18 protein-coding genes and 1 riboswitch are annotated in these 19,635 nt (G+C 42.2%); of the genes, 10 read left to right on the top strand and 8 right to left on the bottom strand.

Annotated elements, in window-relative coordinates; translation table 11 throughout:
• Positions 1-26: 26 nt before the first annotated feature.
• Positions 27-563, bottom strand: coding sequence for an SMI1/KNR4 family protein (locus AC1DVK_RS07945; RefSeq protein WP_081108933.1), 537 nt, complete (start codon positions 561-563; stop codon positions 27-29).
• A gap of 141 nt (positions 564-704) precedes the next feature.
• Between AC1DVK_RS07945 and mnmL the strand changes: the two genes are divergently transcribed.
• The 3 genes from mnmL to AC1DVK_RS07930 all read left to right on the top strand — a co-directional run bounded on the left by mnmL (position 705) and on the right by AC1DVK_RS07930 (position 2,787).
• The gene (gene mnmL, locus AC1DVK_RS07940; protein ID WP_410862831.1) at positions 705-1,673 is read left to right on the top strand and encodes a tRNA modification radical SAM protein MnmL/YtqA; all 969 of its coding nucleotides are present in this window, start codon (positions 705-707) and stop codon (positions 1,671-1,673) included.
• Positions 1,663-2,235, top strand: coding sequence for a tRNA 5-(aminomethyl)-2-thiouridylate-methyltransferase MnmM (gene mnmM / locus AC1DVK_RS07935; protein WP_477626193.1), 573 nt, complete (start codon positions 1,663-1,665; stop codon positions 2,233-2,235). Before mnmL ends, mnmM begins: the two co-directional genes overlap by 11 nt.
• Positions 2,236-2,391: 156 nt before the next feature.
• Positions 2,392-2,787, top strand: a complete 396-nt coding sequence (locus AC1DVK_RS07930) for a hypothetical protein (RefSeq protein ID WP_089362669.1) — start codon at positions 2,392-2,394, stop codon at positions 2,785-2,787.
• Positions 2,788-2,861: 74 nt separating this feature from the next.
• On the opposite strand, the gene AC1DVK_RS07925 is transcribed toward AC1DVK_RS07930, so the two are convergent.
• Positions 2,862-3,665 (bottom strand): lysophospholipase, encoded by an 804-nt coding sequence (locus AC1DVK_RS07925; RefSeq protein ID WP_477626192.1) that lies wholly within the window; start codon positions 3,663-3,665, stop codon positions 2,862-2,864.
• A 210-nt stretch (positions 3,666-3,875) separates the two neighbouring features.
• Here AC1DVK_RS07925 and AC1DVK_RS07920 point away from each other — a divergent pair, with 210 nt between their 5' ends.
• Complete coding sequence (locus tag AC1DVK_RS07920; RefSeq protein ID WP_061466260.1) at positions 3,876-4,394, top strand: gamma carbonic anhydrase; 519 nt, start codon at positions 3,876-3,878, stop codon at positions 4,392-4,394.
• A 295-nt stretch (positions 4,395-4,689) separates the two neighbouring features.
• On the opposite strand, the gene AC1DVK_RS07915 is transcribed toward AC1DVK_RS07920, so the two are convergent.
• Together AC1DVK_RS07915 and metK are read right to left on the bottom strand one after the other, a co-directional pair.
• Positions 4,690-4,866 carry a hypothetical protein gene (locus tag AC1DVK_RS07915; protein WP_477626191.1) on the bottom strand — a complete coding sequence of 59 codons (177 nt, stop codon included), beginning with the start codon at positions 4,864-4,866 and terminating at the stop codon, positions 4,690-4,692.
• 46 nt (positions 4,867-4,912) lie between these two features.
• Positions 4,913-6,106, bottom strand: coding sequence for a methionine adenosyltransferase (gene metK, locus AC1DVK_RS07910; protein WP_061465310.1), 1,194 nt, complete (start codon positions 6,104-6,106; stop codon positions 4,913-4,915).
• A gap of 164 nt (positions 6,107-6,270) precedes the next feature.
• Positions 6,271-6,434, bottom strand: a riboswitch (SAM riboswitch).
• A gap of 399 nt (positions 6,435-6,833) precedes the next feature.
• Here metK and pckA point away from each other — a divergent pair.
• The gene (gene pckA, locus AC1DVK_RS07905; RefSeq protein ID WP_410862837.1) at positions 6,834-8,420 is read left to right on the top strand and encodes a phosphoenolpyruvate carboxykinase (ATP); all 1,587 of its coding nucleotides are present in this window, start codon (positions 6,834-6,836) and stop codon (positions 8,418-8,420) included.
• 557 nt (positions 8,421-8,977) lie between these two features.
• Here the strand turns inward: pckA and AC1DVK_RS07900 are convergent.
• The 3 genes from AC1DVK_RS07900 to AC1DVK_RS07890 are packed head-to-tail and all read right to left on the bottom strand — an operon-like array spanning position 8,978 to position 12,877.
• A complete protein-coding gene (locus AC1DVK_RS07900) occupies positions 8,978-10,279 on the bottom strand; it encodes a nucleotide sugar dehydrogenase (RefSeq protein WP_477626190.1) in 1,302 nt (433 codons plus the stop codon).
• A 44-nt stretch (positions 10,280-10,323) separates the two neighbouring features.
• Entirely contained in the window at positions 10,324-11,640 is a 1,317-nt protein-coding gene (locus tag AC1DVK_RS07895; RefSeq protein ID WP_284469440.1) for a glycosyltransferase, read from the bottom strand.
• 28 nt (positions 11,641-11,668) lie between these two features.
• Entirely contained in the window at positions 11,669-12,877 is a 1,209-nt protein-coding gene (locus AC1DVK_RS07890) for a glycosyltransferase family 4 protein (RefSeq protein ID WP_477626189.1), read from the bottom strand.
• Positions 12,878-13,068: 191 nt separating this feature from the next.
• Between AC1DVK_RS07890 and wecB the strand changes: the two genes are divergently transcribed.
• The 3 genes from wecB to AC1DVK_RS07875 all read left to right on the top strand — a co-directional run bounded on the left by wecB (position 13,069) and on the right by AC1DVK_RS07875 (position 15,285).
• Positions 13,069-14,205: a non-hydrolyzing UDP-N-acetylglucosamine 2-epimerase gene (gene wecB / locus AC1DVK_RS07885; protein ID WP_477626188.1), complete on the top strand. Its 1,137-nt coding sequence runs from the start codon at positions 13,069-13,071 to the stop codon at positions 14,203-14,205.
• A gap of 415 nt (positions 14,206-14,620) precedes the next feature.
• Positions 14,621-14,821 carry a hypothetical protein gene (locus tag AC1DVK_RS07880; protein ID WP_284469438.1) on the top strand — a complete coding sequence of 67 codons (201 nt, stop codon included), beginning with the start codon at positions 14,621-14,623 and terminating at the stop codon, positions 14,819-14,821.
• 221 nt (positions 14,822-15,042) lie between these two features.
• Positions 15,043-15,285: a hypothetical protein gene (locus AC1DVK_RS07875; RefSeq protein ID WP_477626187.1), complete on the top strand. Its 243-nt coding sequence runs from the start codon at positions 15,043-15,045 to the stop codon at positions 15,283-15,285.
• Here AC1DVK_RS07875 and AC1DVK_RS07870 read toward each other — a convergent pair.
• A complete protein-coding gene (locus AC1DVK_RS07870; protein ID WP_477626186.1) occupies positions 15,255-16,616 on the bottom strand; it encodes an erythromycin esterase family protein in 1,362 nt (453 codons plus the stop codon). The genes AC1DVK_RS07875 and AC1DVK_RS07870 overlap by 31 nt on opposite strands.
• 483 nt (positions 16,617-17,099) lie before the next feature.
• Here AC1DVK_RS07870 and AC1DVK_RS07865 point away from each other — a divergent pair, with 483 nt between their 5' ends.
• Positions 17,100-17,678, top strand: a complete 579-nt coding sequence (locus tag AC1DVK_RS07865; RefSeq protein WP_410863760.1) for a sensor domain-containing protein — start codon at positions 17,100-17,102, stop codon at positions 17,676-17,678.
• Between the two features lie 119 nt (positions 17,679-17,797).
• Positions 17,798-19,591, top strand: coding sequence for a response regulator (locus AC1DVK_RS07860; protein ID WP_477626185.1), 1,794 nt, complete (start codon positions 17,798-17,800; stop codon positions 19,589-19,591).
• Positions 19,592-19,635 lie beyond the last annotated feature (44 nt).

Below are 19,635 nucleotides of genomic sequence, written 5' to 3'. Positions count from 1 at the left end.
AGCGGATTATCATTTTTTTTGAGGAATCATCCTTTATCCCAAAACTTCTCCCCTTGATGGGAAATGAACCGCTCGATCCATTCGGCAAAGCCCATATGGAGTTTCTCGCCTTCTTCAAAATCATCGATATGGCCTTTTACCATTAAATAATCCTTATCACCTTTTGCGACGGCCTCCCCATCGATCACGATATTATCTTGATAAATGCAGGCCACTTTAAAGCATCCTTCGTAAGAACTTTCATATGTGTAATTAACAATATCATCCAGGCTATACAAATCATTTCCCTGACCAGATTCTACGCTATCGAACAGACGGCATCCATTCGTTATTTTCAAAAACTCTTTATAATCATCGGGCAGAAGCAATCCGGTTTTCTTTTCAAAGGAATGAATTTGTTCATCCGAAGCAGGTGAATTGAAGGTGCAAGTGGCTTTGTATATGAACCCATCCTCATTTACTTCAATCACCTGATTATTTTCGGCTAATTTCTTTTTCATTTGATTAATCGCTTCTTCAACTTGACCGGTCATGTCCATCAGCTCCCGATTGGATATAGTCATTCACTAGAGATACTAGAAAAAGCAGCTAATTGTTTAGCCTTCAAGTATACAGTATACGCTTATTTTTCAAAAAAAGACCTAGCTGCCCGAATGTTGTATAATATATGTTGCGCTTTATTTTTTACTTAGGAGGTTGCTGATTTGAATCAAGCAAACCCGTTTATATATGCAACGGATAACAAACGATATCATACATGGAATTACCACTTGAGAAATCATTTTGGACATAAGGTTTTTAAAGTTGCCCTTGATGGCGGTTTTGACTGTCCGAACCGTGATGGGACAGTCGCACATGGAGGCTGTACCTTCTGCAGTGCCTCAGGCTCGGGTGACTTTGCCGGCAGCAGGGTCGAACCGCTCGACGTCCAGTTCAAGCAAATCAGCGAACGTATGCATCATAAATGGAAAGACGGTAAGTATATGGCCTATTTCCAAGCGTTCACGAATACGCATGCACCCGTGGCAGAGCTTCGCGAGAAATATGAAAGTGTATTGACCCAGGAAGGTGTCGTCGGACTCTCCATTGCAACGCGTCCGGATTGCCTTCCGGATGATGTAGTCGAGTATTTAGCGGAATTGAACGAACGCACTTATCTATGGGTTGAACTTGGTCTTCAAACGGTTCATGAAAAGACCGCGACGATGATCAACCGTGCCCATGACTTCGATTGCTACAAAGAAGGGGTCGATAAACTGCGCAAACACGGCATCCGCGTATGCTCCCATATCATTAATGGCCTTCCTCAGGAAGATTACGACATGATGATGGAAACAGCCCGGGAAGTCGCCAAACTTGATGTGCAGGGCATAAAGATCCATTTACTTCATCTATTAAAAGGGACCCCTATGGTCAAACAATATGAAAAAGGCCTGCTTGAATTCCTTGACCGTGACGATTATGTCAGCCTGGTATGTGATCAACTGGAAATAATCCCTCCGGAAATGATCGTTCACCGCATAACGGGTGACGGCCCAATCGATTTGATGATCGGGCCAATGTGGAGCGTCAATAAATGGGATGTTTTGAATGCCATTGATGCCGAATTGCAGCGCCGCAACAGCTGGCAGGGGAAAAATCATCAGACGGGGGTACAATCAGATGAAGCTTGACCGAATTTTGCCATTCGCCAGGATCCTGCTTGAAAAAGCGGTCCAGCCCGGGGATATTACCATTGATGGCACGATGGGCAACGGTTTTGATACTGTCTTCCTGGCAGGACTAACCGGAGAAAACGGACATGTCTATAGTTTTGACATTCAGAAAGAAGCACTCCAAATCACAGCGGCCAAACTGATGTCCGAGAATTTACAGGAACACTGCACCCTCATTCACGATGGGCATGAACAACTCAGCAAATATATCAGAAAAGAACATTCCGGAAAGATCACAGGTGCCATATTCAACCTAGGCTACCTTCCTGGCGGTGACAAATCAATCATCACCCAAGCAGATACGACGATATCAGCTATTGAACAGCTGTTCGAGATGCTTGCACCTGAAGGCATCATCATCCTCGTCATTTACCATGGACATCCAGGAGGATCGGCTGAACGGGATGCATTGATGGATTATGTACAGGACTTCCCTCAACAAAAAGCGCATATCCTGAAATACGGCTTCATCAACCCAGCCAACAATCCGCCATTCATTGTGGCGATTGAAAAGAGATGATCGCTCCTGACACCGTTCTTTCGGAACGGTGTTTTTTCATTTGAAGGAAATGGCTACCCCTCAAATGATCGGCAGCAAATTTCCAATCATAACTTTTTGAATTTTTTGTCTATAATAATTATAATTAAAGAAAATAGATAAGAGGGTGTAGAAAAAATGGAACAGTTGCCTATTTCATTACTGACCGATATATTGACAGAAAGAATCAAAAGGGATTCGAGTGAAGAGTACGGGAATTTTGTCAGATCGCTTAATTCATTGACAGAAAAACAAAAAAACATGGAAGACCTCAAACAATTTGAAAATCATTTTGATAAGTTCCTGCCACAGCTCGATTTAGTGATTTCCACACAAAACCATGATGAAATCATGAATATGAAAGCGACGCTTTTAGATTTATTCGCTAATGACTTGAGCTTTAAATCCATCTATCTCCTATCCACCGCCTTATCCAATAAAAATGAACTTACACATTTGAGCCAATTTATGTATCCGGTTACTTTTTGGGCACCGGTCATCAAATCGTACGAATTGCTTACAAAAGCAGGTTGATCCATTTCAAATAAAAAAAGCTGCTGAATGTCTCACTTCAGCAGCTTTTTCAATTATCCCGCAGGATTTACCGATCAAACGACATACCCTAATATCTTTAAACGATTTTCAACAAAACTCAGCGCATATTGGAATACATCATCACGCTCAGGTTCGTTGAAGATTTCATGATAAAGCTTCGGCCATTCCTTATATTGCTTTTCACTGGCCAGGTTATAATTAAACCACTCACGAACCGCCTTCTTATTCACGATTCGGTCATCTCCGCCCTGCATGACCAAAAGCGGCACATCCTGAAATTCGGGAATCTCTTCAAAAGCATCCTTCATCGCCTGTGCAAGCTCGCGATACCAGCGAATCGAAACCTTCGTGATATATAATGTATCGTTTCTATCGGATTCACGAATTTCCGCACTTCTCGTCGCCATTTCAGGTGTCAATCCGGAATCTACCCTTAACTGAGGCATCATGATGTTCAAACCATGCGAGATGGTTGTCAGGAACCTCCGCGGCTTCGTCACGAGGCCTAAACATGGAGAAGAAAGAATCACCCCTGCAATGTCCCATTCCTCTTCCTGAAGAAGGCGTATCGAAATCAAACCGCCCATGCTATGTCCAAGTAAAAAGACCGGCAACGAATATTCGTAAGCCTCTTCTATCCAGCTTTTCACTTCGTCTAAATATTCATCAAAGGAATCGATATGTCCCCGGTAGGCGCGAGTTGTCATACCCTGCCCAGGAAGGTCGCCCATGACGACATGGTATCCAGCTGAAAGCCACATTTGTGTTAACCACTTATAACGGCCGTGATGTTCCATCGCCCCATGAATGATGACAATGACGCCTTTTGCGTCTCCTTCTGTCTCCCATTTCCACATTCGAAATCCCCCTTTCACTTTTCACTTGTTGTATACGATCCATGATAGTTAAAATAATATATATAAATTATAACCATATTCGTGATTTTCGCCAAAAAAGAAACCTAACAAGTTGTACATTTATATTATAAATAGCCAAGTGTATTTGCATACGGTATATTAAAATAATACATAAAAACATTCACTTCGGAAAGGAAATGATTGAAAATGATTATTTATCCGTTTAAAGGTAAAGAACCTGATATCGCTGAAAGCGCTTATATTGCTGAAAATGCTGTCGTGACAGGTGATGTGAAAATTGGTGAAGAATCGTCAATTTGGTTCAATTCCGTCATACGCGGCGATGTATCCCCAACCATCATTGGGAACAAAGTCAGTATACAGGATAACAGCGTTCTGCACCAAAGCCCAAATAATCCATTGATCATCGAGGATGAAGTAACCATTGGCCATCAGGTCATTTTACATAGCTGTAAAATCCGAAAAGGAGCTTTGATCGGCATGGGCTCGATTGTGCTTGATGCAGCGGAAATCGGCGAAGGGGCTTTTATAGGTGCAGGCAGTCTCGTTCCCCAAGGCAAAGTCATTCCACCGAACATGTTGGCATTCGGACGCCCAGCTAAGGTCATTCGTGAAATCAACGAAGAAGACCGTCAGGATATGGAACGTATCGTACGCGAATATGCTGAAAAAGGGCAATACTACAAAACGGCAGAACGTATAAAATAAACTGAATATAGCGGGAACTTATAGGACGCACCAAACTTACGAACTCACGAGTATATGAGCCAAATTCACGAGTAAATGAACCAAACTCACGAGTAAACGAGCCAAATTCACGAGTAAATGAACCAAACTCACGAGTATTCGCACCAAACTCACGAGTATTCGCCCAATCTCACGAGTATTCGCACTAATCTCACGAGTATTCGCACCAATCTCACGAGTATATGCACCAACCTCACGAGTATTCGCACCAATCTCACGAGTATTCGCACCAAACTCACGAGTATTCGCACCAAACTCACGAGTATTCGCCCAAACTCACGAGTATTCGAGCCAAATTCACGAGTAAATGAACCAAACTCACGAGTAAACGCCCAATCTCACGAGTAAATGAGCCAATCTCACGGGTATATGCACGTGAGTGGATTTCTATGGGATTTCTTGAATTATTCCCTCTGACGGCAAAATAAATCAATAAAAAAAGGTGTCCGCTATAAGCGGGACACCTTTTCATTTATTGATTATGCTTGTGCTTTTAATGTTTCTGCTTTATCTGTGCGTTCCCATGGAAGATCGACATCTGTACGGCCAAAGTGTCCGTATGCAGCTGTTTGTTTGTAAATCGGGCGACGAAGATCAAGCATTTTGATGATACCGGCTGGACGAAGGTCGAAGTTAGCGCGAACTAGGTCAACAAGGACTTCTTCGCTAACAGTACCAGTTCCGAACGTATCAATCGAGATCGATACAGGCTCTGCCACACCAATTGCGTATGCCAATTGAACTTCCGCTTTGTCAGCAAGGCCAGCTGCCACGATGTTTTTCGCAACGTAACGAGCAGCATATGCCGCAGAACGGTCAACTTTAGTAGCATCCTTACCAGAGAATGCACCGCCGCCGTGACGAGCGTATCCGCCATACGTATCAACGATGATTTTACGTCCAGTAAGACCAGCATCCCCTTGAGGTCCGCCAATTACGAAACGGCCAGTCGGGTTGATGAAGTACTTAGTTTCAGCATCGATCAATTCAGCTGGAACAACTGCTTTGATTACATGTTCTTTTAAATCTGCTTGAATTTGTTCAAGCGTAATTTCTGCATCATGCTGTGTAGAGATAACGATCGTATCAACACGTACAGGACGGTTATTCTCATCATACTCCACAGTTACCTGTGTTTTACCATCAGGGCGTAAGTAAGCAAGCGTTTCATCTTTACGAACTTGAGCCAGTCGGAATGAAAGTTTATGTGCCAATGAGATCGGAAGCGGCATAAGCTCTTCAGTTTCATTACAGGCAAATCCGAACATAAGACCTTGGTCCCCTGCACCGATTGCATCGATTTCTTCCTCTGACATGTGTCCTTCACGAGCTTCCAATGCTTTATCGACGCCAGCTGCGATATCGGCAGACTGCTCATCAATTGAACTCAATACAGCACAAGTTTCAGCATCGAAACCGTATTTCGCACGTGTGTAGCCAATTCCTGCAATCGTATCACGAACGATACGCGGAATATCCACGTAAGCGGATGTTGTAATTTCTCCAGCAACAAGCACAAGACCTGTTGTTACACTTGTTTCGCACGCAACACGTGCATTTGCATCCTTAGCAAGGATAGCATCTAAAATGGAATCTGAAATCTGATCACAAATCTTGTCCGGATGGCCCTCTGTAACAGATTCAGAAGTAAATAGACGTTTCTTTGACATCATATTTCCTCCTTGGAAGTTAGTATGTTGTAGGCATAAGCCTGATTTTTTACGGAACTCGTTTCCCTCATTAGTTTCAACTATAGACACAGAATTACTTATTAAAAACACAAAAACCTTCCCTGGCAAATGAGGAAAGGTTTAAAATTCTGTCTTCTATCCTTTCACTCTTATCGTTCAAGGGTTTTTTACCTTGCTCAGGTTAGCACCATCACCACTATTCCTTGAAGAACCATCGCTTTATTTTCGGCGATCGATCTTGGAGTCAAGTTCAATATGGCAGGTTGCTGGGTTTCAAAGGGCCTGTCCCTCCACCAACTCGGGATAAGAGAATCCGTACAATTTAAGATATTATCGTATCTGGTTGGAATTTGTCAATGCTTTTCTAAAAAAGAACATTTCCCCCAGAATGGCGTTCACGTGAAAATACGTGTTGGTTCAACGTCTTTAAAGGGTTTCCAAGCCAGGGCGAATAGAAATAATGAAAATTGCCATTAATAATAGAACATTGAGAACAAGAATTGGAAAGGCATCATGATTTACCATTCAAAATTAAGATGCTTCCATGAAAGTATATGCGATCATCCTGACTCGGTTCCTTCCCATTTAAATTGATTAATGCGGCCAGTTGAAAATTATCACAAAAAAAAATAAATAGTATAGACTATTTAAATGAATGTGTTATACTAATTGTAATATAAAAACTTAAACAAAGGAAGGTACCTCATATATGAATTCTGTAGATGTTTCTAATGAGTTACACCAATTATTAACAGGAAACAATGTTCAAACTCAACTTTCAGTTCCTCAATTGGTTGAAAAGGTATTGAGCAGAAACGAAGGCGTTTTAACATCAACTGGCGCAGTAAAAGCTGAAACCGGCAAATATACTGGTCGTTCACCTAAAGATAAATATATCGTGGAAGAAGCATCTGTTAAAGATAAAGTCGATTGGGGTTCAGTGAACCGGCCAATTTCCGAAGATGTGTTCAATAAACTATATAATAAAGTAGTTGACTACCTAAAAGCAAAAGAAGAGATTTTTGTTTTCAAAGGTTTCGCTGGTGCAGACGAATCATCACGCCTTCCTATCCAAGTTGTTAATGAATATGCTTGGCATAATCTTTTCGCCCATACTTTGTTCATCCGTCCAAACGAAGAGGAACTAAGAGGTCACGAATCAGAATTCACAATACTTTCGGCACCTAATTTCAAAGCAGATCCAGAAGTGGACGGAACTTCTTCTGAAACTTTCATCATCGTTTCATTTGAACGCCGCACCATCCTTATCGGCGGAACGGAATATGCAGGAGAAATGAAAAAATCGATCTTCTCGATCATGAACTACTTACTTCCAGAGGCTGGAATCCTTCCAATGCATTGCTCTGCTAACGTAGGACGTGAAGGGGACGTCGCTTTATTCTTCGGACTGTCCGGTACAGGTAAAACAACGTTATCCGCAGACACTAATCGTAAACTGATTGGCGATGACGAGCACGGCTGGTCTTCTAACGGTGTTTTCAACATCGAAGGCGGCTGTTATGCGAAAACGATCAACCTTTCACGCGAAAAAGAACCACAAATTTTCGATGCGATCCGTTTCGGTGCCGTATTGGAAAACGTAGTTGTTGATCCTGAAACACGTGAAGCGAACTATGATGATAGTTCATTAACAGAAAACACTCGTGCTGCATACCAAATGCAAGCGATCGATAACATCGTGAGCCCAAGTATCGCAGGACACCCAAATACAATCATTTTCTTAACAGCTGATGCTTCAGGCGTACTGCCTCCAATCAGCAAGCTTTCCAAGGAACAGGCAATGTTCCATTTCCTAAGTGGGTACACAAGTAAATTGGCTGGTACTGAAAGAGGAGTAACTTCACCGGAAGCTACATTTTCAACATGTTTCGGTTCACCATTCTTACCGCTTCCGGCTACACGCTATGCTGAAATGCTTGGAGATAAAATTGACGAGCACAACGCAAAGGTATACCTTGTCAACACTGGATGGACTGGCGGTGCATACGGAACTGGAAGCCGTATGAAACTTGCTTACACTCGCGCGATGGTACAAGCGGCACTTGAAGGCGAATTGGCAAATATCGAGACAATTAAAGACGATATCTTTGGTTTGGATATTCCACTTCATGTTCCTGGTGTTCCTGACGAAGTGCTTCAACCAATCAAGACTTGGGAAGATTCTGCTGCATATACACAAGCAGCAACAGCTCTTGCTGCCCAATTCCGTGAAAACTTTAAAAAATTCGGAAGCGTTCCAAGTGAAATCGAAGAACTTGGCGGCCCGACAGCATAATAAATTGTACCCAAAAGGACCAAGCCCTTGCTTGGTCCTTTCTTTATAAACTGACTAAGCTGAGCAAAAAATCAACCATTACAATCTCACTGCTGTAAAAGCCACATTAGCCTGAAGCGCCAGGCAAACCAAATCTGCTCTTCACATGTCCGCATAGGAAGTCATATTTACAGAACATATCGTATTATCCAATCTATACTTTTGAATTAAAAACAGCCAAGAAACTGTCTCCTATGTTCCAGCTAGTGGCTATCATTCCATTTGTTCAGAAAGCCCGGGGAAAGGTCTCCTGGACCAATCCTATACATCTTGCTGGCCATATAATAAACGAGAAAGTTCGTCATCCTTTTTCCATACTATAAAACCACTCCTCTTGCCCGCCCCACCTCCTCCTAACTAATATAGACTTCGCTGCAAATAAAAAATTACAGGTTCATCCTATTATTATTTCAAATGATTTTTTAACATGTTGCAAAACTTAAAGGGTGCTGACTGAGTCAACACCCTTTATTCTCTATCCTATCCATTTCCGGCCTTGCAGTAGAATCAGTTGTTTATTAGATAATCATTTTGTTCCTTACTTCTTTCAAATGCTCTGTTTTATATTCGAATACATTGCCTAAGTTGACAATTTGGATGTTATGTTTATTTGCATCAATGCAATTTCGAGTATCCAAAATTATTTTATGAGCCATCTTATTCGAAAGTTTGTCATAATCCATTTCTTTAAATTCATTATGATCGGTTAAGACAAGAATCAGGTCGGCATCCCTTACAGCGTCCTCGACAGAAACGACTGGCATTTTTCCAGATTGGACATGTGGGTCATGCAAGGATACTTCCACCTGATCCATGCTCATCAGGATATTTACAACATCAATGGCCGGGCTTTCACGGATATCATCTACATTTCCTTTGTAGGCAAGTCCAAAAACCGCTACCTTTGGTTTACGGATACCTTCAAGTAACATCCTGACACAATTGACGATATAATACGGCATAGAAACGTTCGTGTCGCGGGCTAATTTGATGATTCTAGCTGTCTCAGGAGCTTTAGCGACAATGAAATAAGGATCGACCGCGAGACAATGTCCACCTACCCCTGGTCCTGGTTGATGAATATTTACACGTGGATGCTTATTTGCCATTGATATGACATCCAATACATTGATATCCAATTGGAAGCAAACTTTAGCCAACTCATTCGCAAGAGCAATATTCACATCACGGAAGGTATTTTCCATCAACTTGGACATTTCAGCCGTTTTCGCATCCGTACGAATGATTTCCCCTTTAACGAAAGTTTCATAGACAAGGCTTCCTTTGTAGGAGCAGGCTTCTGTAATGCCGCCGACGATTCGGTTATTATGCACCAATTCTTCTAGTATTCTCCCAGGCAAGACCCGTTCCGGACAATGTACGAGAAAGATATCTTTCCCGATCGTTAGCCCTGACATCTCAATCAATGGCTTGATATGATCATCCATGCTCCTTGGTGCAATCGTCGATTCAATAATGATGACATTTCCCTTCTGAACAAAAGGAAGAATACTTGAAGTTGCTTGTATAACATAGGTAAGATCACACGATTGGTGTTGATCTTCATTGTTTGGAGTTGGGACCGCAATGATGAAAACATCCGCAGGCTCAGGATTCAAGGCAGCACGAAATCTTTTGGCATCTAGCACTTCATTTAACACTTCTTCTAGTCCGGGTTCTTCAATATGGAGCTTTCCATTATTCAATTTATTAATAACATCAGGATGGATATCCACGCCAACAACATCTACTCCATGTTTTGCGAACATTAAAGATGTTGGAAGTCCTATATAACCTAGTCCCATTGTACATAATTTCATAATAACCACTCCTCATCATATTTTCTTCTAGTATTCTAGTTTTGTTAAGCTGATTGATAGATTTGGATGAAGATTTCTTTCTCTTGCTTCCAATTGTATTTTAGGCGGGCTTTCAGACAGTTGCTGCTCATTTCCGCTCTTTTTTCTGGATGCTTTAATAAATAATTGACTCCGTCTGCAATAGAACGGGGATCATGGGAGTCGACGCACATACCAACTTTCTCAGTGTCTACTACCTTTTGAATTTCTGGAAAGCTGCAGGCGATGACAGGAACTCCGCTCATCATATATTCAAACAACTTATTGGAAGAAGCTGAATAATGATTAAAGCAGACATTATTCAATACCTGAAAACCTAAATATGCGTTTTTCGTATAATGAAGCAAATCATCAACAGGCACCTTCGGGATAAATTTCACCCGATGTTCGAGGCCCATTGCCTCTACCTTTTTTATTAATTCAGGCTTGATCTTTCCATCTCCAATGAAAACAAGCGTTCCAGCTTCCATCATCGGCACTGCCTCAACCACTTTCTCTAACCCCCTGCCCGTTTGAATGCCGCCTTGATATAACAATATCGGCTCGTCCTCTGGCAGCTTGAGCAACTCGTGTAAATCCACGACTGTACTTTCCTCAGGCAATGTAGGGATTGGGTAGTTATGGACCACCTTCGGATACAGACCGTATAAGTCTTCATTATATTTAGCACGAGTATGATTTTCGGCAATCATTTCGTCGACAAATTTTAATAGAAACTTTTCCATTATCCCGTAAATCCGGCTATTATAACCGGTTCTGCTCGTTTGAACTTCATGAGAATCATATATGAGCTTTTTACGTCTTAGAAATTTACTGCTGATTGCTCCCTGCATTAACGTATTCAAATCATTCGAATGATAAAAGTCATATTTCTTTTTACGTCCGTAATGAACCATTTGAAAAAAAATATAGCTTCTTGTCAAAAGATTCGGTAGTTTTGTTTTCGTAACAATTGTGGCGATTATTGCAAGAAGCGCCATAACACTCACCAATACGACAGTACTGATCCAGCCCGTAATCAGGTTCATGTTCAACAAGGTATTCCAAACCAATAAAGTGAGAACGGTCAATTCAAACATCTTATTTTTCACTTTTTTCACGATTCTAAGTACTCTATTAAGTCTATCCCAGCGATTATTCACTCGAATGACATTAAATCCATTTTTATGTTTCTCTTTTTTTTGTAATTCTTCATTTTTCCAGTTATGAATGGCAATTAAGTCGACTTCATAACCTTCTTCAGTAAGGGCAGTGCACTCCCTTAGAACCCGTGCATCGTTGGTAAAATGATTCCACACAAACATACATACCTTCTTCGCCATTTTTACCTCCACTTTTCCAGATATGCCGTCAGCTAGATGCTTCCATCACGTTAATGAGCCCTTGAATATTTTTTGACCATAGAAAATTTTGTTTTGCATATCGATGGCCATTTTCACCCAGCTCTTCGCGAAGAGCCTTCTCAGAGGCCATTGTTAAAATATGTTGACTGATTTCATCAACCTTTCTACTATCTGCCACAATCCCGCATTGCGCCTCCGAAATCATTTGCCTGGCGCGCCCGCCGACATCACCGACAATCGGTTTCCCTACACACATATAGTCGATTATTTTCCCAGGCAGCACCTTGTTAAAGACATCCTTCTCAACTAAGCTTACATACGCAATATGGGATGAGGATACTTCATTAAGAGTCACCCTCCTGTTCATCGCTTTGATGACCCTTATATTGGTCAACCCTTTAGAGGATATCTCGTCTTGGACTTCGGACATTCGATAGCCATATCCAATAATCGTGAACTCAATTTGTTTATGTTCTTTCAGTGTTTCAGCAACTGCTATTAACTTTTTAATATCTTGGGCAAGTCCGATATTACCCGTATAAACGACCTTGATCCTATTTTCCGAAATTGGCGGAAGCCTTTTTTTCAAGTTCAGCTCGTCTGCAGTAAGCGAGTTTGGAATGAATTGGATATCATCATCTTTGACTCCTTTTGAAAGGATATAATCCCTAAATCCAGGACTATTGATGATAATTTGGTTAGAGTGTCGATATATTTTTCTTTCAAGGAAAAAAGCCATTTTCAAGATCCACTTATTCGTGAATACGCCTACTCCCTGCAATGATTCGGGCCATAAGTCTCTTACATCGGTTATTAGCTTTGCCTTCATTTTTTTCTTGGCAATCAATGCCGCAAATATCGGGAAAATAGGCGGGGTCGTGACAAACACATAGTCATATTTTTTTTCCAATCGAATGATTGTGTAAATGAAGAGCCACATCGCTTCCAAATAATGAAGCAAGCGTCTCCACATATTGCTTGTATACCTCTTCACTTTATCTGGTTGAATCCTGATGATATCTTTTTCCTCAATATCGACTTCATCCCAAAAATGGGAATCCTGATATAAACTTTGATGAGGATAACTCGGCTTCAAAGTGATGACTGTAACCTCATAGCCGCTTCGCTTCAAATTGAGATATACATTTTTCATCCTGTTTCCTGCGCTCCCAATTTCAGGATAAAAGTTTTGCACAATCATCAGGACACTTTTCATATGAGCCTATCACCTCGATTCTTAATATCGTCCTGCTTTTTATTGTAAATGGACGATATTAAGCGGGGGTTAAAGAAATATAAAGTCCCTATTAAGTTTGTAAATATTCTGTTAATTGTTGCGTTAATAAAATTTTTCTTTAGAACAACTCGTTATAATAGGGAGGAAATAAAGAAAGCGAGGAAATCATAATGCCTAAAAATCGTTTAAAGGTCATGACTGTATTTGGGACAAGACCGGAGGCCATTAAAATGGCACCTGTCGTATTGGAACTGAAAAAACACCAGGAAGAAATCGAAACCATCGTAGTGGTCACCGCCCAGCATCGAGATATGCTTGATCAAGTCCTGCAATGTTTCAAAATAAGACCAGACTACGATTTGAATATGATGAAAGAAAGACAAACATTAGAAGAGATCACAACTCGCGGTATTGGGGAACTGAGCGCTCTTATGAAAGAACTGCAACCAGATATCGTGCTCGTTCATGGAGATACAACGACGACTTTCATCGCCAGCTTAGCCGCTTTTTATAATAAAATTCAAATTGGCCATGTTGAGGCTGGTCTTCGGACGGGTAATAAGTATTCTCCATATCCTGAAGAAATGAATAGACAGCTGACAGGCGTCTTAGCTGATTTGCATTTTGCCCCAACAAATCAGGCAGCAGAGAATCTAATTTTGGAAAATAAAAAGAGTGATTCAATCCATATTACCGGCAATACGGCTATCGATGCTTTGAAAACCACAGTAAGGAAAGACTACGAACATCCAATTCTATCTGGCTTGAATGGAGATCGTATGTTATTGATGACAGCGCACAGACGAGAGAATATCGGTAAACCAATGGAAGAAATATTCCGTTCCGTCAAACGGCTGCTTGAAGATCATACGGATATCCAAGTTGTTTTCCCACTTCATAAAAACCCAGTCGTCCGTGAAATTGCTTACCGGATTTTTTGTGAAACGGAAAGACTTCACTTAATAGAGCCGCTTGAGGTGCTTGATTTTCATAATTTTGCGGCGCACGCCCATCTAATAATGACAGATTCCGGAGGGGTGCAAGAAGAAGCTCCCTCACTTGGTGTTCCTGTCCTTGTATTACGCGATACGACAGAACGGCCAGAAGGGATTGAGGCTGGCACCCTTCTATTGGCAGGAATTGAGGAAGAACGAATTTATCAATTAGCCACAGACTTACTTACAAATGAAGAAACCTATAAAAAAATGGCGACAGCTTCCAACCCATATGGGGACGGGTTTGCTTCAAAGCGGATTGTTGAAATCCTATTAAAGCATTGTGAATTGCAATCGCCCCTTCCATTATGAAAATAGTTCATGAAAGTAAGATAACGGAAAACGCCTGCCACTTTAGCGGCAGGCGTTTTCTCATTGGGTTGGATTTTAAAACGGATCACTTCCACTTTCAGGTTCTAAGCCAATGTCGGCAGTGCTTGTTCTTCAGCAGCACTTATATAGGCGGGTGAAGAGTCTTCTCATGCAATTAAATGCCAACACAATAGCCTGAATGAGACCCAACGTAAATTAAATTGTATGGACCCATAGAGGAGGCCATAAGCATGGAACAAGCCCTTGAAGAGGAAAAAGCTTTTTTAGTAGGATTTCTGGAAGGGTACCGCTTTATTAAAGAGCCCCAGAGATCAGGTGGAGGTCTGACTCTGGTTTAGAACATACAATCCGATATGCTATAAAAATAGAAATTATTTAATTGGAGGTGTCCAAGATGCGATGGGATGAAGTTCAGGAGCGTTTTCCTAATGAATGGGTCGTTCTCGAGGCGACCAAGGCGTATTCCAAGGAAGGTCAACGTTTCATTGAAGAGGTGGCCGTTATTGATTCCTACGAGGACTCCACCAAGGAGCTGAACCTTTACTTGTTAAATCTACAATTCACCGACGCCGAACAATCCCGCCAACGCTTTTAATCCGATAAAAAGTAGACGAAATCGTAGTAATGCCAGAATACACATGGTTTGGTACATCTTTTGAGTAACGTTTGCGTTTGCGTACATACTGATCATAACGTTTGCAAGAATGCACGCCCCCAAGACAATCGAAGAGAACGGCATACAAAACGTAAACAATCCCTCATCCTGGTAACAAGTTAAGGGATTGTCTTTTTTATTGGCTCTTTTCGTAAAGATTGTTGTTTTTAAAACGAAACTATTTAAGGTTGATTGGAGCGGAAGTGCGAGACTCCTGCGGGAGCAGCGGGACAGGTGAGACCCCACAGGCGTTTACGCCAAGGAGGCTCACCGCCCGCCCCGCGGAAAGCGAGCATCTGGAGGGGAAATCAACCACAACTCACTACCTGGTAAATAGCAACAAAGTATGTGAAAACAGCCTTTTTATTTCATATTACTTGATATGCGAAGGGGTCGTTTTTTGAATATGAACCATAATGTCGAATTGCTCTTGAAGGGAAACATCATCATCATATTGTGGTACGTTAGGAATGATCTGTGCACCGCCATCAAAGAATGGCTGCTTTTCTTTTACCCATTGCTGCGCGGCTCCATTCAATTTGCGAAGATCTAACAGGAACTGATCGTAATGAACTTGTCCAAGCATATGATTGGAGCTGTTCTCGTTCTTCTGAATGGTATCCGCTGCAATCTTATTTTCACTTAATGATATAAATGCTGTAAATTTGCCTTCCGTGGTGGTGGAGCCAATTGCTACATATTGATTACCTACACGTTCTTTCAGAAACTCCCCGGCGACTTTAGGATACATCTTCTCAGTGATGACACCTTTAGCTATGTGAATATTGTGCCCCCAAACCATCGTTTTTCCGCCAAAATTTTCTTGAGCCCAAACAGCGTGCTCGGCTAGATACTGATCATGCAGCTTCACCATGCTCGGATAGTCAGCCGGAATCACCATCTTCGTAAAATTCTCTATCACCTTAGTCGTTTCTTTCACCCAAGCTAGCTCGTGTGAATCAGTCTCATTATTCGACTTCGTTTTGTCTTCAAGTAATTTGACTACTTTTTGCGCATTAGCCATATGCTTTTCTTTCACTTCAGTAGTCAGCTTCATATATTCCTGTAGATTACCTGCCACCGATGACAACTCTTTGTAGCTTTGCTCGACTTCCGGCAGCAAATCAGGATGATGCTCCTTTACATAGTTGATCACTTTATCGAAGACACTTTGATCCAGCATTTTTAAGTCGAGTCCGATAAATTGAATTTTCTTTTTATTTACAGGATCAGCGTTGTATTCCCGCATCCATTCTACCATAGCGACGATCTCATCATTTGGGTACAACAGCTTCAAAAACTCCCTAGGGTCGCCCTTTCCCGTTTGGATATACTCGTTCAGCTTTAAACCGTTGCCCCAATCCTCTTCAATCCCAAAATTGGTAAAGCCTAGCTCAGTGACCAAATACTTCACGAGGCGATGCTTCATCATAAAAATCTCCGAGCTTCCGTGAGTAGCCTCTCCTAAACCAACATAATTTGCATTCCCTATCATGTCTTTTAGCGGTTTTAAATCATCCAATGGTTGTTTCGGATCTGACGTCTTCAGTTGCTTCGCCTGCAATTCAAGTGATTTTGCAATACTATTTTGAGATATTTGAGCTGTCTCAACTGGTTGGGTTGTTCCTATTTGATCCGACTTTTCAGCTGGTCTCGTACTGCAACCTGAAGTTAGAATCGCTGCACTTAGCATTACGTCAACTCCACCGTAAATCATTTTTCTTCTTTTGTTCATGGTATTCACCTCATGGATTTTTTTGAAGTACGACTCTTTCTGCATACAAGCATATTGGGTCGTCTTCAGCAGTCCAATTGTCACTCACTCACTATCATTTAAGCTAGTTACAAATCTACACTATTTCATATGACATGACATGCAATGCCCGCTAACGTATTGATCAGCGCCAACATGTCACATAGAAAATGATGACATGTTGTCACTGGTGGAGATGACAGCTGTGCGGTTAGTATGGAGCAGCAGGCAACCGCGCCAACCTATTTTTTAAAGAGGTGCGGATTCACCTATAGAAAACCGTAGTCAAATCGCATTAACAACTTCAGAACAGTGTTTCCGTCTATGGCGTTTACTTTTTTTGCTGAGGTTGAGCAGGTTGGATATATTCCGAAAATGTCACATAACATTTTTACACTGGTGCGGTTGACGGAAGAAGCCAAATCATACAATACCGCTATTACACGGAGAGGAGCGATGGACCTTATGAAATCAGGTTTCATCCAAAATGGTTATTTTTTATTATTAACTTTCGTTACAGGTTTGTTTTACTTTTGCTTTTATATGGTAGCTCTGTCGTTCAGTTTAAGTCTTTCATTTATAGTAATCGGCATTCCACTATTTACACGAGTATTGCGAACTACGACAACCTTCATCCAATTCGAACGTACGCAGACGAAAATTTATACAGATATTACGACAGCACATTACGACAAAAAAATAACAACGGATGCACCGATTTGGGTTCATGCCAAATTAGAACTTACGGATCGTCGCAATTGGCTCGCCGTCTTTTGGTTAATGCAGAAGTTGGTGATCGGACTCGTCAGTCTCGTCAGCGTAGCCGTTCTCTATTTAACACCGCTTGCATTCCTGTTGGCACCCATTTTGTATCGATACATCGATATGAATGTCATTTTCATGCAAGTAGATACTTTTGCGAAATCACTCCTTATCATGGTTCTGGGAGCGGTGCTTGCCGCAATAAGCGTCAAGTTGGGTGACCGGTTGACGAAAACATTCGGAGGTTATACGCGAACCATGATTCAACAGCTAGACCGATAGCTACATTTTTCCGACCTTTATGCAGGTGACGGAGCGTAACAGCCAATTATACACTGCACAAAGGTTTGGTTTATAATACTATAGGAAACAAACAGATAGCTGCTTAGGGGTTGAAAGAATTGTTGGAAATGGTCAAAAAATGGTTTTGGTATGATTGGATTATGCTTGGGCTCCGCCTTATTACTAGCGTTTCGCTCATTCTCACGACGATCAGATTTCAGGAAGGTCTAGCGCTGCCTTTATGGATCGTTATTTTTTGGGAGATTGCCGCTTTCTCCATTCCCTGGATTTGCTTGCTGCTCAACTACAAATATTATTTATTCACAGAGATACTGCTCTTTGGTGGGCTATGCGTACATTTAACCTCGTTGTTTCCGGAAGCATTCCCTTCATTTCTTGTATCAGTCTTTCAGATCGCAGCGAATAGCGCTCGTCTGTCTTATCATTGGACGGCACCGGCAACGGTCTTGGTAATACCCGGAATTTTTTATGTTGTTTCGCCAAATAACAGCTATTGGGTCATGGTCACCTACTACGGACTTGCTTATGTGATGGGATTCGCTTTTCATTTATTGACCGTCAATCATCGGCAAAATGAAACGATCCGCAAGCAAAACGCGGTGCTTGAGCAATATATGTCCCAAATCGAGCGTATTACGCTGGCAGAAGAGCGAAACAGGCTGTCGAGAGAGCTTCACGATACTGTCGGTCATGCTTATACTTCCATCATCATGGGTATGGAAACGTTGCGCCCCGAGCTTGCTAACGAAACGGGTATACAGAGGCTGGATTCCTTGCTTGAGTTGGGCCGCAAAAGTATAGACGAAGTGAGGGGCTACTTGCATCAAATGGAGTCTCCTCAGCAGTCGCTTTCCTTGGTCCAATCCCTGCAAAACCTTGGAGATGAATTTCAGGAGCATGCCCGGGTCGAGGTAAGCTTCCGTGCGTTCGGAGAGGAGCCCCCACTGTCCCGACAAGCGAAAATGGCGTTCATTCGCTGCTTGCAGGAGTCGCTTACGAATGCGGTTCGTCACGGTCAGGCGACGGATATCACCGTTTCTTTGCAATTTGGGCACCAGGATACAAGGTTGGAGGTGCATGACAACGGAAGAGGGATGGAAGAATGGCAGGAGGGCTTCGGCATGAACGCGATGAAGGAGCGGGCCATGAATTTGCAAGGTCAAGTGTTCGTCTATACGAAACCAGGGGACGGTACGCTTGTCACCTGTACGTTGCCGCGACAAGCGGAAATGGAGAACGACCTTATTCAGCTGTTGATCGTCGACGACCAGCCGTTTATTCGGGAAAGTCTGCAGGTGCTGCTCGACAAGTACCAAGACTTGAACGTAGTCGGCTCGGCAGAGGATGGCGAACAAGCCGTCGACCTGTGCAGACGCCTCCAGCCTCACTTAGTGCTAATGGATTTGGATATGCCACGCATGAATGGAGCCGAGGCAACCAAAATGATCAAGCAGCAATGGCCGCATATTCGCGTATTGATTTTCACGACGTTTCAGGATGCGGAGCAAGCGTTGGACTTACTGCGCAGTGGTGCGGACGGCTTCCTGCTAAAATCAGCCGAACCGTTAGAGCTGGCCGATACCATCCGGCTTATTCACAGAGGAGGCACATTAATCGATCGAGGGATGTCCCATAAAATATTCAAGAAGCTCAATAAGAGCGTCGAATCTACGCAATTGAAAGCCACCAACGACTATGATCTGACTAACAGGGAAATAGAAATATTGCAGCTTGTTGCCAAAGGGCTCCGGTACAAGACGATAGCGTCCAAGCTGTATTTGTCGGACGGCACGGTCAGAAACTACGCCTCCTCGGCCTATATTAAGCTAGGAGTACGCAACAAGGAAGAAGCCGTCCAGAAAGCATTGGAGACCGGAATCATCGTTAGCTAGAATTCGAAGGACAAAACTGAAAGAACAGGCAACTGATTCTGAGA

Source organism: Peribacillus sp. P4_B1 (assembly GCF_056402395.1).
The sequence above is the reverse complement of the archived record's forward strand: the minus strand, read 5'-3'. Positions and strand labels throughout refer to the sequence as shown.

Coding starts and splice junctions, on each gene's coding strand:
- AC1DVK_RS07945 (WP_081108933.1), bottom strand. CDS start 563: ATGACTATATCCAATCGGGAGCTGATGGACATGACCGGTCAAGTTGAA.
- mnmM (WP_477626193.1), top strand. CDS start 1,663: ATGAAGCTTGACCGAATTTTGCCATTCGCCAGGATCCTGCTTGAAAAA.
- AC1DVK_RS07930 (WP_089362669.1), top strand. CDS start 2,392: ATGGAACAGTTGCCTATTTCATTACTGACCGATATATTGACAGAAAGA.
- AC1DVK_RS07925 (WP_477626192.1), bottom strand. CDS start 3,665: ATGTGGAAATGGGAGACAGAAGGAGACGCAAAAGGCGTCATTGTCATC.
- metK (WP_061465310.1), bottom strand. CDS start 6,106: ATGATGTCAAAGAAACGTCTATTTACTTCTGAATCTGTTACAGAGGGC.
- pckA (WP_410862837.1), top strand. CDS start 6,834: ATGAATTCTGTAGATGTTTCTAATGAGTTACACCAATTATTAACAGGA.
- AC1DVK_RS07900 (WP_477626190.1), bottom strand. CDS start 10,279: ATGAAATTATGTACAATGGGACTAGGTTATATAGGACTTCCAACATCT.
- AC1DVK_RS07895 (WP_284469440.1), bottom strand. CDS start 11,640: ATGGCGAAGAAGGTATGTATGTTTGTGTGGAATCATTTTACCAACGAT.
- AC1DVK_RS07890 (WP_477626189.1), bottom strand. CDS start 12,877: ATGAAAAGTGTCCTGATGATTGTGCAAAACTTTTATCCTGAAATTGGG.
- wecB (WP_477626188.1), top strand. CDS start 13,069: ATGCCTAAAAATCGTTTAAAGGTCATGACTGTATTTGGGACAAGACCG.
- AC1DVK_RS07880 (WP_284469438.1), top strand. CDS start 14,621: ATGCGATGGGATGAAGTTCAGGAGCGTTTTCCTAATGAATGGGTCGTT.
- AC1DVK_RS07870 (WP_477626186.1), bottom strand. CDS start 16,616: ATGAACAAAAGAAGAAAAATGATTTACGGTGGAGTTGACGTAATGCTA.
- AC1DVK_RS07865 (WP_410863760.1), top strand. CDS start 17,100: ATGAAATCAGGTTTCATCCAAAATGGTTATTTTTTATTATTAACTTTC.